Origin of the sequence: Streptomyces sp. NBC_00669 (assembly GCF_036226785.1) — a bacterium.
In the GTDB taxonomy this organism is placed as follows: domain Bacteria; phylum Actinomycetota; class Actinomycetes; order Streptomycetales; family Streptomycetaceae; genus Actinacidiphila.
Window position 1 is genome coordinate 901,786 of sequence record NZ_CP109018.1, and the last position, 13,909, is coordinate 915,694.

General features: G+C 74.5%; 14 protein-coding genes. 6 read left to right on the forward strand and 8 right to left on the reverse strand.

The window, feature by feature from the left end; genetic code table 11:
* Positions 1-327: 327 nt before the first annotated feature.
* From OG896_RS03675 to OG896_RS03685, 3 genes are all read right to left on the reverse strand, one after another.
* Positions 328-1,569 carry an IS4 family transposase gene (locus OG896_RS03675; protein ID WP_329362138.1) on the reverse strand — a complete coding sequence of 414 codons (1,242 nt, stop codon included), beginning with the start codon at positions 1,567-1,569 and terminating at the stop codon, positions 328-330.
* Positions 1,570-1,614: 45 nt separating this feature from the next.
* Positions 1,615-3,756 carry a serine/threonine-protein kinase gene (locus tag OG896_RS03680; protein WP_329373667.1) on the reverse strand — a complete coding sequence of 714 codons (2,142 nt, stop codon included), beginning with the start codon at positions 3,754-3,756 and terminating at the stop codon, positions 1,615-1,617.
* A 213-nt stretch (positions 3,757-3,969) separates the two neighbouring features.
* Positions 3,970-5,022: an oxygenase MpaB family protein gene (locus OG896_RS03685; RefSeq protein WP_329362312.1), complete on the reverse strand. Its 1,053-nt coding sequence runs from the start codon at positions 5,020-5,022 to the stop codon at positions 3,970-3,972.
* A gap of 206 nt (positions 5,023-5,228) precedes the next feature.
* On the opposite strand from OG896_RS03685, the gene OG896_RS03690 reads away from it, so the two are divergent.
* Complete coding sequence (locus OG896_RS03690) at positions 5,229-6,539, forward strand: LCP family protein (RefSeq protein ID WP_329362314.1); 1,311 nt, start codon at positions 5,229-5,231, stop codon at positions 6,537-6,539.
* Positions 6,540-6,570: 31 nt separating this feature from the next.
* Here OG896_RS03690 and crcB (OG896_RS03695) read toward each other — a convergent pair whose 3' ends face one another.
* From crcB (OG896_RS03695) to OG896_RS03705, 3 genes are all read right to left on the reverse strand, one after another.
* Positions 6,571-6,945, reverse strand: coding sequence for a fluoride efflux transporter CrcB (crcB, locus tag OG896_RS03695; protein ID WP_328472379.1), 375 nt, complete (start codon positions 6,943-6,945; stop codon positions 6,571-6,573).
* Positions 6,942-7,439 carry a fluoride efflux transporter CrcB gene (gene crcB / locus OG896_RS03700; RefSeq protein WP_402448331.1) on the reverse strand — a complete coding sequence of 166 codons (498 nt, stop codon included), beginning with the start codon at positions 7,437-7,439 and terminating at the stop codon, positions 6,942-6,944. The genes crcB (OG896_RS03695) and crcB (OG896_RS03700) overlap by 4 nt, the downstream gene beginning before the upstream one ends.
* A gap of 297 nt (positions 7,440-7,736) precedes the next feature.
* Positions 7,737-8,966, reverse strand: a complete 1,230-nt coding sequence (locus tag OG896_RS03705) for a benzoate/H(+) symporter BenE family transporter (RefSeq protein ID WP_329362316.1) — start codon at positions 8,964-8,966, stop codon at positions 7,737-7,739.
* 169 nt (positions 8,967-9,135) lie between these two features.
* Here OG896_RS03705 and OG896_RS03710 point away from each other — a divergent pair, with 169 nt between their 5' ends.
* The gene (locus tag OG896_RS03710; RefSeq protein WP_329362317.1) at positions 9,136-9,774 is read left to right on the forward strand and encodes a helix-turn-helix domain-containing protein; all 639 of its coding nucleotides are present in this window, start codon (positions 9,136-9,138) and stop codon (positions 9,772-9,774) included.
* Positions 9,767-10,762: a GNAT family N-acetyltransferase gene (locus OG896_RS03715; RefSeq protein WP_329362319.1), complete on the forward strand. Its 996-nt coding sequence runs from the start codon at positions 9,767-9,769 to the stop codon at positions 10,760-10,762. Before OG896_RS03710 ends, OG896_RS03715 begins: the two co-directional genes overlap by 8 nt.
* 7 nt (positions 10,763-10,769) lie before the next feature.
* Here OG896_RS03715 and OG896_RS03720 read toward each other — a convergent pair whose 3' ends face one another.
* Positions 10,770-11,030, reverse strand: a complete 261-nt coding sequence (locus tag OG896_RS03720) for a DUF3817 domain-containing protein (RefSeq protein ID WP_443056923.1) — start codon at positions 11,028-11,030, stop codon at positions 10,770-10,772.
* Positions 11,027-11,494 (reverse strand): DUF2269 family protein, encoded by a 468-nt coding sequence (locus tag OG896_RS03725; RefSeq protein ID WP_329373673.1) that lies wholly within the window; start codon positions 11,492-11,494, stop codon positions 11,027-11,029. Before OG896_RS03725 ends, OG896_RS03720 begins: the two co-directional genes overlap by 4 nt.
* Before the next feature lie 404 nt (positions 11,495-11,898).
* Here OG896_RS03725 and OG896_RS03730 point away from each other — a divergent pair, with 404 nt between their 5' ends.
* The 3 genes from OG896_RS03730 to OG896_RS03740 all read left to right on the forward strand — a co-directional run bounded on the left by OG896_RS03730 (position 11,899) and on the right by OG896_RS03740 (position 13,878).
* Positions 11,899-12,846: a GlxA family transcriptional regulator gene (locus tag OG896_RS03730; RefSeq protein WP_329362321.1), complete on the forward strand. Its 948-nt coding sequence runs from the start codon at positions 11,899-11,901 to the stop codon at positions 12,844-12,846.
* Between the two features lie 81 nt (positions 12,847-12,927).
* Positions 12,928-13,164, forward strand: a complete 237-nt coding sequence (locus OG896_RS03735) for a hypothetical protein (RefSeq protein WP_329362323.1) — start codon at positions 12,928-12,930, stop codon at positions 13,162-13,164.
* Between the two features lie 78 nt (positions 13,165-13,242).
* The gene (locus OG896_RS03740) at positions 13,243-13,878 is read left to right on the forward strand and encodes a class I SAM-dependent methyltransferase (protein WP_329362325.1); all 636 of its coding nucleotides are present in this window, start codon (positions 13,243-13,245) and stop codon (positions 13,876-13,878) included.
* The last annotated feature ends 31 nt before the right edge of the window (positions 13,879-13,909 follow it).

Here is a 13,909-nt window from a genome sequence, read left to right on the forward strand (position 1 = left end):
GCGTCTGGTGCGTGCGATCGCAAGGCGGAGGGTTGTCCTCGTAGTGGGCCTACTCGGACAAGCCCGACAACGCAGCGAGCGTGCGTGCCAGGCGCCACGGGCCAGGCGGGACTTCCAAAACACGGCCTAGAGGCAATACCGGTGATTTAGGTTATTTTCCGGCGGGTTGGGTTGGCTTTGGTCGGGCCGACCAGTTGGACGGTGGGGGTGTTGGGGCGGGGCGGGTGGTTGTGCTCGGCTCGTTTCAGTGCCCAGTTCGACATCTTGCGTTTGATGACGCGGGGGTTGGAGCGTGGCCGCCGTGCGGGTAGGGGCCGTTCGGTGATTTCACGCAGACTCTGTCTGAGTGTGTGGGTCAGGCGGGAGGGGGGAAAGTGCCGCCTGCCCGGTGACGTGGCGGCGGACGATGCGCAGGGTGCGGGTGAAGGAGATCCGGTCGGGGTCGTGTCCGGCGTGTATGGCGGCTTGATGCATGAGGTCCCGTAGGGCGTGGTGGACCAGCAGGAACGCGAAGATCTCCTGTTCGACCCCGCGGGGGTGCTGGGAGCGCAATACGATCCCGGGGCTGCCCTGATGGTTCTTGATCTCATCGAGTGTGTTCTCGATCTCCCAGCGCTGGGCGTAGAGGGCGGCGAGTTCGCCCGCCGGGGCGTCGGCGGGGTCGAGGATGGTGGTGATCAGCCGGTAGACGTCCCCGTCAGCCCCGCCCGGACCGAGCGTGTACTCGATCACTCGAACCTGTTCGGGGTCGGCTCGGCGGTGTTTGTCTCGGGTGGCGACGATCTGCGAGAGATAAGAGCCGTCCTCCAACGCGGCCAGGACCGGCAGCACGATGACGCTCCGCACCCGCCACAGCAGGTCAGCGCCTCCGGCCTTGGCCGCCCGCCACAGGTCCAAGCCGCAAAAACCCCGGTCGGCCAGTACGAGCATGTCCCCGGTCAAAGCAGGGAAGATCCGCCGGGCCAGGGCGGTCTCATGCACCGACAACGGGCCGGCCTCGGCCGCGAACACGGCATGGGTGCCGCACTCGGCCAAGGCCGCTACTCTCACCTGTGGATACGCGCTCCTGCCCTGCCCGCGGCTGCTGCCCGGACGCCCGAAGAACTCCGCGTTCGCGGCCGTGTCCGGCACGTCGAAGACGGTGCCGTCCACCGCGACCAGCCGCCACCGGCCATACCAGGCACCCGGGGTCCGCGGGACCGCCACCGGTCGGCAGACCCGGTCGAACAAGACCCGCAACGGCTCCGGCCCCAGCCGCAGACGCGCACGGCCGATCGCCCCGGTGGTCGGCACCCGCCAGGCCTTCACCCAACGGCCCTCACGCTCCAGCCCCTGCACCAACAACCGGGCCACCTCCTCGTAGCCCTGCCCGAAGAACAGGCACATCGCCAGGACGAAATACATCACCACCCGAGCCGGCAACAGCCGGTTCCGCTGCTCGACCCGACCACACTCGGCGACGACCTCGTCGATCAACTCGGGCGGGAAAGCCCGCGTGAGCACCCCCAACGCGATCCGATCCGAGAACCGCTCAACCCCCGACGACTTCACCTGTCCAGGCCTTGGCACACACCGACCAACGACCAGACACCACCAAAGTCACCAGTATTGGGCCTAGAGGCGTTCCGGGCCGTCCTCCCGGTGGGTGGCGACGCGCCGGTACAGCGCCTGGGCCTCGTCGCTGCGGCCGAGGTGCTCCAGGCAACGGGCCTCGTCGTTGCGGCTGGTGAGGGTGTCGGGGTGGTCGGGCCCCAGCAGCGCCTCGCGCGCGTCGGCGACGTCATGGTAGACGCCCAGGGCGTCACCCCAGCGCCCGAGCCAGCCCAGGCACACCGCGATCTCCCGCTTGCTGACGAGGGTGTCGGCGTGGTCGGCGCCCAGCACCCGCTCCCGGACGGCGGCCACGTCGCGGGCCTCGGCCAGCGCGCGGTCCCACTGGCCGAGCCGGCCGAGGCTGACGCCGAGCGCCTGACGGGCCCGCAACGTCTCCTCGTCGCTGGAGCCGGCGGTGCGGGTGAGGGCGGCGACCAGGTCCTCGTAGAGCACGAGGGCGTCGGAGGTGCGGCCGAGCCGGGTCAGGCAGATGCCGGTCTCGTAGCGGACGGCGAGCGTGGCGGAGTGCTCGGTGCCCAGCACGCGGGCGCGGACCTCGCCGACCTCCCGGTAGACCTCCAGCGCATCCGCCCAGCGGCCCGCCCGGCCGAGCGTGAACCCGACCTCGAAGCGGGTGCCGAGCGTCTCGGGGTGCTCGGCGCCCAGCACCCGCGACCGGGCGTCGGCGACCTGGACGGCAGTGGTGTACGCCTCCTGCGTACGACCCAACTCGGCCAGGTTGTAGGCGAGGTTGTGCTTGCATCGCAGCGTGTCGGGGTGGTCGGGGCCGACGGTGCGCTCGCGGGCGTCGAGCACCGCGGAGAACTCCTGGTGGGCCTCCAGGTGCCGGCCGAGCGCGCCGAGCGCGTACGCCGCTTCGTGCCGCGCGGCGAGCGTGTCGGCGTCGTCGGGCCCGAGCACCCGGCGCCGCACCTCCGCGACATAGGCGTACAGCCGCAACGCCTCCTCGGCCCGGCCGAGTCGGGTCAGGCAGTAGGCCGCTTCGTGCCGGCTGGCCAGGGTGTCGGGGTGCTCGGTGCCCTGGGCGCGGTCGCGGGCGGTGGCGACGGCGGTGTGCAGTTCGTACGACTCCCGCCAGTTGCCGATCCGGCCGAGGTCGTCGGCCTCGGCCTGGCGGGCGGCGAGTTCGGCGAGCGCGGCCGGGTCGGCGGACGCGGTGACGGTGCGGGTGGACCAGGCACCGGTCAGTTCGTGGCGGGCGGGCACGGCGGGCGTACGGGGCCGGGTGGAACGGGCCTGCGGCCCGGTGCTCAGTGTCCGCGCCCAGTCCGGCACGGCGCCGGTCGCGGTCGCCACCTTGTCCCCCGCGCGCATCGCCTTGAGCCGCCCGCCGACGTCGGCGGCGTCCTGCGGGCGGTCCTCGGGGTCCTTGGCGAGCAGGTCGAGGATGAGGAGTTCCAGCTCCACCGGCAGCTCGGGGCGCTCGGCGCGCGGCGGATCGGGAATGTTGTCCCGGTGCCCGACCAGGATCGACCAGGCGTCGCCGAGGTCGAACGGCGGGTGCCCGGTGGCGAGTTCGTACAGCACGCAGCCGAGCGAGTACAGGTCGCTGCGCTGGTCGACGGCGGAGTTGCCGATCTGCTCGGGGGACATGTAGTGCGGGGTGCCCATGGCGACACCGGTGCCGGTGAGGCGGGAGGTGAAGCCGATGTCGTGGCCGAGCCGGGCGATGCCGAAGTCGCAGATCTTCACGGCGCCGTCGGTGAGCCGCATGATGTTGGCCGGTTTCAGGTCCCGGTGCACGACGCCCTGGGCGTGCGTGTAGGCGAGGGCCGCGGCGACCTGTTCGGCGATGTCGGTGATGTCGGGGACCGGCAGCGGGTGCCGGCGGGCGTCGTCGAGGACCTGGAGCAGGTTGCGGCCGTCGAGCAGCTCCATCACCAGGAACAGCACGCCGTCGTGCTCGCCGAAGTCGTGCACGACGGTGATGCCGCGGTGCTGGAGCGCCGCCGCCACCCGCGCCTCGCGCCGGAACCGCTCCTGGAGCACCCGGGTGAACCCCGCGTCGCCGGAATGCCCCATCGGTTTGAGGCACTTGACCGCCACCCGGCGGCCCAGCGACTCGTCCAGCGCGCGCCACACCTCGCCCATGCCGCCCCGGCCGATCAGTTCGTGCAGCCGGTAGCGGCCCTGGATCAGCATGCTGTCGGCGCGGGTGCCCGCGCTGCTTCCCGGGTCGGCGGTGGTGGCGCCGCCCGCGCCCGCGCCGGCGGTCGGTGCCGCGCCGCCGGGTCCGTACGGTCCGTCGTGGTGTCCAGCCTCCATCAGCGCCGTGCCCCCGTGCTCATCGGTGCTCGTGTCGGTGCTTCCCCGCACCCAGTATGGCCGGGCGGGGCGACATAGGGGGACAGCGCATCAGGGCACTTCGGGCTCATTCGGGGGAAGGCGCCGAGCCGAGGGGCGGGTGCCGGGGCCCAGCCGGGCGACCGCCTTGAGGATGTGACCGGGCGGCAACTGCCAGCGCACGGTGGCCGGGATCGCCCGCAGCGCCCGCCCGGCGACCCGCAGCCTGCGGTCCGCGGCGGCCCGCGACGGCGCGGTCCGCCCGTACAACGCGTGGGCGTACGGCGGCAGGGCGGCGAAGGCGGTGCCCGAGACGGCCGGCCACACCGCGAACCGCGCCGGCCGCAGGACGGCGTGCACCGGCGGCGCCTTCAGGAACCGGACCACGTCGAACGCCTCGGGGGTGACGGCCAGTTCGGGGCGGATCTCGGTGAAGTAGCGGGCGAGTTGCGCGGTGTCGGCGGGCACGCCGGCCGGATCGAGGCCCACCAGCCGGGCGGCCTCGCGCTGCTCGTCGACGTAGGCGTCCGCGTGGGCGTCGGTGAGCGGGAACCCGGAGCGGCGCGCGACGTTCAGATACGAGTCGATCTCGGCGCAGTGCACCCACAGCAGCAGTTCGGGGTCGTCGACGCCGAACCGCTCGCCCGTGCCGGGGTCGATCGCCGTCAGCCTGCGGTGGATGCCGCGGATGCGGGCCCCGGCCTGCTCCGCGGCGGGCGTGGTCCCGTAGGTGATCCGGCCGACGAAGGACGCGGTGCGCAGCAGGCGGCCCCACGCGTCGCGCCGGAAGTCGGAGTTCTGCGCGACACCGCGCACCGCGCGCGGGTGCAGCGCCTGGAGGTACAGCGCGCGGATGCCGGCGATCCACATGATCGGGTCGCCGTGCAACTGCCAGGTCACGGAGTCGGGGCCGAACAGTCCGGGGTCCTGGTCGGGATCAGGGTCGGGGACCGCGGTGGCGGCGTCGGGGAGCGTGGGTCCGGGCGCGGGGAGCGCAGTTGCGGGCGCGGGGCTGTCGGGCGCGGTGGCCGGGTCCGGGGCCGGGTCAACGCCCGCGTCCCCGGCGGAACGCGCCGGCGGGACGGCGCTCAGGGCCGCGTCCGGGCCCGGGTCCGTGTCGCGCATGGCCGCCTCCGTACCGTCTCGCCGTCTCGTCCCGTGCCGTCCACCGTAATCGGCCCGGGCGGGCGGGCGAAGGGCGCGTCGGGCGGGCGCGACACCCCCGCCGGTACGGAGCGCGGTTTCCCGTGCACCGTGGGTGATACTGCAACTGCGCTGGTGGCGGCGGGCCGACCGGTGCGCGGGCGACGGACGCGAGGACGTGCACAACCATGGCCGAGGGGCAGCAGCAGCGCGGGACGTCCGGCGGTCCGTGGCGGCGGCCGGCGCGCGGCGAGACCGTGTGGCCGGCGCGCCCGCCCCTCCCGGCCGCGGTCCGGCGCCGCTACTGGCTGCTGCGCGGACTGACCTTCGGCCTGTCGCTGGCGGTGCTGGTGGCGGCGGGCGCGGGCACGCTGGTCTACCTGCGGCTGAACGGCAACATCCGCGACATGCCGCTGTTCGGCGGCATCGGCGGGAACGCGGGCCACGAGCGCCCGGACGCCTTCGGCCGTACGCCGGTGAACGTCCTGGTGATCGGCTCCGACACCCGCGCGGACCCGGCGGACTGCAAGCTCGGCGGCGACTGCGGCCCGGGCCGCAACGCGGACGTGGCGATGGTGCTGCACCTGTCCGCCGACCGCTCCCACGCCACGGTGCTGAGCATCCCCCGCGACACCGTCACCGACCTGCCGGCCTGCCGTGCCCCGAAGGGCGGGACCGCCGCCGCGCACCGCGGCCCGGTCAACTCCTCGCTCCAGTACGGTCCCGGCTGCACCGTCGCGGCCGTGCACGCCCTGACCGGCATCCCCATCGACCACTTCGTGATGGCCGACTTCGCGGGCGTGGTGCGGATGTCCGACGCGGTCGGCGGGGTGCCGGTCTGCGTGGACCGCGACATGTACGACCCCTACTCGCATCTGAAGCTGGCCCGCGGCCGGCACGATTTGCGCGGCCAGGCCGCGCTGGAGTTCCTGCGCACCCGGCACGCGTTCGGCGACGGCAGCGACCTGGGGCGTACGTCCGCGCAGCACCTCTTCCTGAGCGCGCTGGGCACGCGGCTGCGGCGCAGCGGCTCGCTCACCGACCCGGCCGGGATGCTGTCGCTGGCCGACACGGCCACCAAGTCCCTCACCGTCGACCCGGGTCTGGCCGCCGTCCCCAAGCTGATCGGGCTCGCGGACGACGTGCGCAAGGTCCCCTCCGCCCGGGTCGACTACGCCACGATGCCGACGGTTCCCGACCCGGACGACGGCGCCCACGTGGTCCCGGCGGCCGCCGCCCGGGGCGTCTTCGCCGCGATCGCCGACGACACGCCGCCGCGCAAGGCCAGGGCCCAGGGGTCCGCCCGCGTCGACGAGTCCTTCGACGGACCCGACGGCTCCGCCACGCCTGCCGCCGGCCGGCCGGCCCGGGCGAAACGGTCCTCCGGCCCGGCCTGCGTGAAGGTCGCCACCGCCGCCACGGTCTCCGTGCACGGCATCGCGATGAACCCCACCGCGGCCTACGCCGCCACCCCGCACGTCCCGGTGTCGGCGCGCTGACCCCGCCGCGGCCGTGGACCCGCCGGCGGGGTCAGCCCCAGAACGCCTGGGCGAGCGCGGTGCCGGTGAACGCGGCGCCCAGTCCCGCGGTGAGGCTGCCGACGACGTTCGCGGCCGCGTAGAAACGGGCCCGGTTCTCCACCAGCCGCAACGTCTCGTAGGAGAAGGTCGAGTAGGTGGTGAGGGCGCCGCAGAACCCGGTGCCGAGCAGGAGTTGCAGATGCGGGGAGGCGGCGCCCTCGGCCGCGGCCCCGCCGACCAGGCCGAGCACCGCGCAGCCGCTGACGTTCACCGCGAAGGTGCCCCACGGGAAGGCGGTGTCGTGCTTGGCCTGCACGGCGCGGTCGGTGAGGTAGCGCAACGGGGCGCCCACCATGGCGCCGAGGACGACGAGCAGCCAGTTCACCGGACCTCCCGGCCCGTCGCCGCCGCCACGACCCGCCGGGTCGCCTGCGCGCCCGCCCACACCGCGACCAGCGCGGCCGCCACGGTCAGCGCCAAGTAGCCCAGCGCGGGGCGCGGATGGCCGTGGTCGACCAGGCCGCGTACGTCGGTCGCGTAGGTGGAGAAGGTGGTGAAGCCGCCCAGCACTCCGGTGCCGAAGAACGGCCGGACCAGGTGGTGCGCGGTCCACACGTCGGTGATCAGCACCATGAACACGCCGATGACCGCGCAGCCCACGACGTTGACGCCGAGCGTCGTCCACGGGAAGGCGTCGGTCGCGGTCGGCCACAGCCGCGCGGCGCCGTAGCGGGCGCACGCGCCGATCGCACCGCCGACCGCGATCACGGCGATGACCACCGCCGGATGCCTGCTCAGTTCGGTGCGCTGGTCCGGGACATGCAGGTCGATGTCGGGGTCGACCGGCTCCTCGAAGAGGGGCGGGCGCGGGTCTGCCACGTGAGTCTCCTACTCGCATCGGTACGGCGCACATGCCCGCGCCTCTCGGCGCGATGCGGGTGTGCGCGTCGCAAGCAGGGACCGTTGGCGGCATCCTCACCGCGGTTCGGGTACGGCGGGCCCCACCGCCGCGCGGCCCCCACGGGGTGCCGCACCGCCATCTTACGGTTTTCGGCTACGCGCCGCTGCGGCCGAGGGCCGAACCCGGCGTCAGCCCGGTGACCTGCTGGTCCCGCGCTCCCCCGGTGCTTCGCCTGGGAGGTACCCCCCATCCAGCCACCACCGGGAGGTGGTCCCTCAACCGGCGGGACGGGGCACCCGGGAGGGTCCGGTCACCCGGGCGACGAGCATCGTGAAGACCCCGGCGAGCAACCCCCAGAAGGCGGAGCCGATACCGAGCAGGGTGACCCCGGAAGCGGTCGCGAGGAAAGTGACGACCGCGGCTTCACGATCACCCTCGGCGGTCAGCGCACCGTGCAGGGAACTCCCGATGGTGCCGAGCAGCCCCACCCCCGCGGTGCCGAGCACCAGCGCCTGCGGCATCGCGGTCAGCAGCGTCCCGATGGTCCCGCCGAACAGCGCGACGCACAGGTAGAACACGCCCGCCCAGACCGCGGCGAGGAAGCGCCGGTCCCGGTCGGGGTGGGCGTCGGGGCCGGTGCAGATCGCCGCGGAGATCGCCGCCAGGTTGATCGCGAAGGCACCGAAGGGAGCGAGGACCGCGCCCGCCGCGCCGGTCCAGCCGATCAGCGGGGAGACCGGGACGTCATATCCGTCGCCCCGCAGGACCGCGACGCCGGGCAGGTTCTGCGAGGCCATGGTCACCACGTACAGCGGCAGGCCCGCGCCGATCAGGGTGTGCCAGTCGAACTGGGGGGCGGTGAAGACGGGCACCGCGGGGGTGAGCCGGATGTGGCCGGCCGCGCCGCCCCAGTCACCGGCCGCGGTGGTCGCCGCGATGCCGACGAGGAGGGCGGCCAGCACGGCGTACCGCGGACGTATGCGCCGGACGAGCAGGTAGGCCGCGAACATCGGGAAGGTGATGCCGAAGTGGCCGTGCATGGTGCGGAAGAGCCCGGTGCCGAACTCCAGCAGCACCCCGGCCAGCAGCGCCGACGCGAGCGACACCGGGATCGACGCCATCGCCCGGGCAAACCAGCCGGTCACCCCGCTGACCAGGATGAGCACGGACGAGAGCAGGAACGCGCCGACCGCCTGGCCCATCGAGGCGCCGGCGAGCCCGGTGGCCAGCAGCGCCGCGCCCGGCGTCGACCAGGCGGTGACCACCGGCGCCCGGTAGCGCAGCGAGAGGCCGATGCAGGTGGCGCCGAGGCCGACCCCCAACGCGAGCATCCAGGAGGCGAGTTCGGCCGAGTCGGCGCCCGCTGCCCGGGCCGCGGCGAGCACGATCGCGGCCGAGCTGGTGGTGCCGACCAGCACCGTGACCAGGCCGGCCGTGACCGCGGACGGGGGCGCGGCCGCGCGTATGTGGGCCGCGGCGGTACGGCGGGGCGTTGAGGTGGTCATCGGTTGCTTCCCGGGGAGGTCGGACGGAACGCACGGGGGCTCGGGCGCGGGGCGAGGCGAGGCGGGGACTCGTTCCATGTATGGAACGTTCCGTATGTGGAACGCTAGAGTTAGCGGAGCGCGCCCGTCAATCGTCTGCGGCCGCGGACCGGCGTCCCCGGGAAGGTCGATGGAGCTGAACGAGCAGGTGGGGCGGCGTTTGCGGGCCCTGCGCGAGGAGCGGCGGCTGTCGCTGTCCGAACTCGCCCGGCGCTCGGGCGTCGGCAAGGCGACGCTGTCCGAGCTGGAGGGCGGCCGGCGCAACCCCACCCTGGAGACGCTGTACGCGCTGACCACCGCGCTCGGCACACCGCTCAGTTCGGTGCTCGCCGATCCGCTCAGCTCCCTGCTGACCCCCGGCGGGGCCCGCGCCCACGCCAGCGGCGAGGCCGTCACCGCGCTGCTCACCGAGCGGCACGAGAGCCCGGTCGCCATCACCGACGTGTTCCGTATCCACATACGCGCCGGCGCGGTCCAACGGTCGGACCCCCATCTGCCGGGCACCCGGGAGCATCTCTACGTGCTCAGCGGCACCGCCGTCGTCGGCGAGCCCGCCGCACCCGTCACCGCCGGCCCCGGCGGGTACGCGCACTGGCGGGCCGACCGCGCGCACCTCTACAGCGCGCCGCACGGCGACGTCGAAGCGGTGCTCTTCGTCCGCTACGCGCTCGCGGGCACCTCGGCCGCCCCAACCGGTCATCCGCCGGCCGATCAGCCCCCGGCCGATCCCCCGGCCCCGCACGACGGAGGCGGAAGCGCCCATGCCTGAGACCCCCGACGCCCATCCGGCCCCGTCCCCGCTGTCCCCACCGTCCCCGCCGGCTCCGCCGCTTCCCGCGCCGTACCGCGCCCGGCCGGCCACGCTCGCCGACGCCGGCGCGATCCACCGGCTCGTCGCCGCCTGCGAGCACGACCTGCTCGGCAGCGTGGAGACCGGCGCCGACGCCGTCACCGCGCGCCTGACGCTGCCCGACCTGGACCCGGCGCTCGACACGCTGCTCGTGCACGCGCCGGGACCGGGTCCGCGCCCCGGCGCCGAGCCGGAACTCGTCGGCCGGGTGTGGGTGCACGGCGGCCGCCGCAGCGAGGTGGACGTCCATCCCGCCCACCGCGGGCGGGGGTTGGGCGGTCTGCTGCTCGACTGGGCCGAGGCGCGGGCCCGGCTGATGGGCGGGGTGCGGCTCGCGCAGCCGGCCGAGGACTGCGACGCGGCGGCCGTCGCGCTGCTGCTCTCGCGCGGGTACGCGCCGTTCGTGACGCAGTGGCTGCTGGGCATCGCGGTGCCCGACGAGCCCGAGGTGCCCGAACCGCCCGCGGGCGTGACCGTACGGCCGTTCCGCCCGGGTGACGAGCACGCGGCGCACCGGCTCGTCGAGGACGCCTTCGGCCAGTGGCAGAAGCGCCGGCTGCCGTACGACGAGTGGGCCCGACTCACCGTCGAGCAGGCCGCGTTCGCACCCGCGATGTCGCCCGTGGCGTTCGCCGGCGGCGAGATGGTCGGCGCGCTGGTGGCCCTCGACGTGCCGGGCTCGGCCGAGGGCTACGTCGACCGGCTCGCGGTGCGCGCCGACCACCGCGGCCGCGGCATCGCCGGGGTGCTGCTGCGGGAGACCTTCCGCGCCTTCCACCGGCGCGGCCGGCGCGGCTGCACCCTGTGGACCCACTCCGCGACCGGCGCGCTGACCCTCTACGAGCACCTCGGCATGAGCGTGCGCCGCAGTTCCTCGGTCTACGCCAAGGCCCTCGAACCCGGCTGACGCCGCGTCACCCCGCGGCGTGCGCGAGCCGCCGCAGTGCGAGCAGGCCGCCGACGCCGGGCACGAACGCGACGGCCCTGGTCGTGCTGCCGGCCGCCCGCAGGCGCCAGGTCGTGACCACCACGAACAGGTACGCGCAGCCGTGGGTGGGACCGACCAGCGAGGAGACCGGCTGGAGGTGGGCGGTGGCGAGGTTCGCCAACAGGACCGCCAGCGAGACCAGTTCGACGTGCGCGGCGATGCGCAGGGACCGTGGACGCATCCTCATGCCCCCGTCGTGGAACCGGGGCGGACGATCATCAGCACGGTGACCGTGGCCCACAGCAGGTTGAACACGCCGGTGAGCGAGGCGAGCCGGCCGGCGACCCGGGTGACCGGGCCCGGTTCGGCGTCCTCGGCGGCATCGAGCGCGCGGTCCTGGGCGGGCAGGATCAGCAGCGCCAGGACCGCGGCGGCCGCCGCCGTCAGCAGGATCGACGCGATCAGCCAACCTGTCCCCAGGACGCCCAGGCTGCCGGCGGTGGCGAAGCCGAGGACGGGGACGGCGACGCCGATCGCGGCGTACACGCGGCAGATGCGGTGCAGCATCCGCAGGGTCGTCACGGCCTGGTCGTCGCGCGGTTCGCCGTGGGCGGCCCGCAGCGCGCGGGGGAACATGCTCGCGGCGACGGTGACCGGCCCGATGCACAGCAGCGCCGCCAGGACGTGCAGGGAGAGGAAGACCTTCGTCACGGCCGGCGTCCCATGCTCCCGGCGGCCGTGGCCGTGGTCGTGGTCGTGGCCGTGGCCGTGGTCGTGGCCGTGGCCGTGGTCGTGGCCGTGGCCGCGCGAGGGCATCCGGCGGCTGAGCCGTCGGTCAGGGCGAGGGAGCCCGCGGGGGGCGGCAGGTCGATCTGGACGTGCATGGAACTTCCTTCAGGAGCAGGTGCTTCGGGATCAAGTGGCCGGCCGGCGCCGGTTCGCCTCCGACGCTAGGGGCCGCCCGGCCGCCACCCCAGTGGCACGAACGCCACCTTTCAACGGAAAATCGCCAACGGCCGTGCGAGAGGCGGGAAGACCGGCTGAACTGCACTCCTGCTCCGCTCCGGGAGCGGGGTCCCGGATCGGACTGCCCGGCGGGGAGGTACCTTCTGGACATGCACACCGTCGCCGTACTCGCGCTGGACCAGGTGATCCCCTTCGACCTGTCCACGCCGCTGGAGGTGTTCGCCCGTACCCGGCTGCCCGACGGGCGTACGGCCTACCAGGTACGCGTCTGCGCCGAGCGGCCCCAGGTCGACGCCGGCACCTTCACCCTGACCGCGCCCTGGGCCCTGGACGCGCTGGCCGCCGCCGACACGATCATCGTGCCCGGCACCGCCGACCCCGCGGCGCCGATCAGCCCCGCCGTCCGCGACGCCCTGCGCGCCGCCGCGAAGAACGGCACCCGGATCGCCTCCCTCTGCACCGGCGCCTTCCCGCTCGCCGCGACCGGCCTGCTGGACGGCCTGCGCGCGACCACGCACTGGGTCGCCGCCGATCTGCTGGCCGCCACCCACCCGCAGATCGAGGTGGACCCCGACGTCCTCTACGTCGACAACGGGCAGATCCTCACCTCGGCGGGCGCGGCCGCCGGCCTGGACCTGTGCCTGCACATGATCCGCTCCGACTACGGTTCCGCCGTCGCCGCCGACGCCGCGCGGCTGTCCGTGGTGCCGCTCGAACGCGAGGGCGGTCAGGCGCAGTTCATCGTGCACCCGCACACGCCCACGCCGCAGGGCTCCGCGCTCGAACCGCTGCTCGGCTGGCTCCAGGAGGACCTGGGGCGCGAGCTGACCCTCGCCGACATCGCCGCGCGGGCCGGCCTGAGCACCCGCACCCTGATCCGGCGGTTCCGCGACCAGACCGGCGTCACCCCGCTCCAGTGGCTCCACCGGGCCCGGGTCCGGCAGGCCCAGCACCTGCTGGAGACCACCGCGCACTCCGTCGAACGCATCGGCGCCCAGGTCGGGTTCGGGTCGCCCACCGCCTTCCGCGACCGCTTCAAGCGCACGACCGGCGTCAGCCCCCAGGCGTACCGCCGCGCCTTCGGCCCGCTGCCCTGACCGCCCGGCGGGCACGCGGTCGGCCCCGGGTCGTTACCGGGTCGACATGCACACGTGGCGCCGTATGGGCAGGCTGGGGGCATGGACGAGGAACGCGGAACTCAGGTCATCGTGGAACCGCCGGCCCCCGCCGGCCGCCGGATACGGGTCGGCCGGGAGACGCTCGGACTCGCCCGCAGCCCCGGTGACCTGCTGGAGTTCCTTCGCCGCGCGGGCCTCGACCCGGACGCGGTCAGCCTCGACGACCCCGAGCTGTTCGTGTGGCACGGCGGCGGCCCGGACGTCTGGACCGCCCCGGACGACGCCTCGAACGGCTGACGGCTCCCCGATCCCGTCGTGGAACGACCCGCGCCGAGCGCCTTTTCCGGCCCGCGCCGCGCGATCTACGCTGTGCCGATGATCGATGCGCGGCAGATGCCGACCACCGCGGGCTACGCCGAAGCCGCCGAGACGCTCGCCGGGCAGTACGAGAGCGTGTCCTTCGCCGACGTCCATCGCGACACGCTGCACCTGCTGCCGACCCGGCCGGCCACGGTCCTGGACGTCGGCGCGGGCAGCGGACGCGACGCCGCCGCGCTGGCCGCGCTGGGGCACCGGGTCGTCGCCGTCGAACCGACCGCGGAACTGCGCGCCCTGGGCCGGAAGATCCATGCCGACCAGGACATCGAGTGGGTCGACGACGCGCTGCCCGGCCTCCCGGTGCTGCGCGGGCGCGGCGACGGACCCGAGCGGCGCTTCGAGCTGATCCTGCTGACCGCGGTGTGGATGCATCTCGACGCGGGCCAGCGGACGGCGGCGATGGGAGCGCTCGCCGACCTGCTCGCCGCCGAGGGGCAGGTCGTGCTGTCGCTGCGGCACGGCCCGGTCCCGGCGGGCCGGCGCATGTTCGACGTCTCGGCGGACGAGACGGTCCGGCTCGGCCGCGACCACGGTCTGCGCCGGGTCCACCGCAGCGAGCGGCCGGACCCGCACGGCCGCCCCGGGGTGTCGTGGAGTCACCTGGTTCTGCGCCGCGGAGCGGCCGGCAGGTGATCCGGCCCGAACCGGCCCCGGTCCAGGGCCG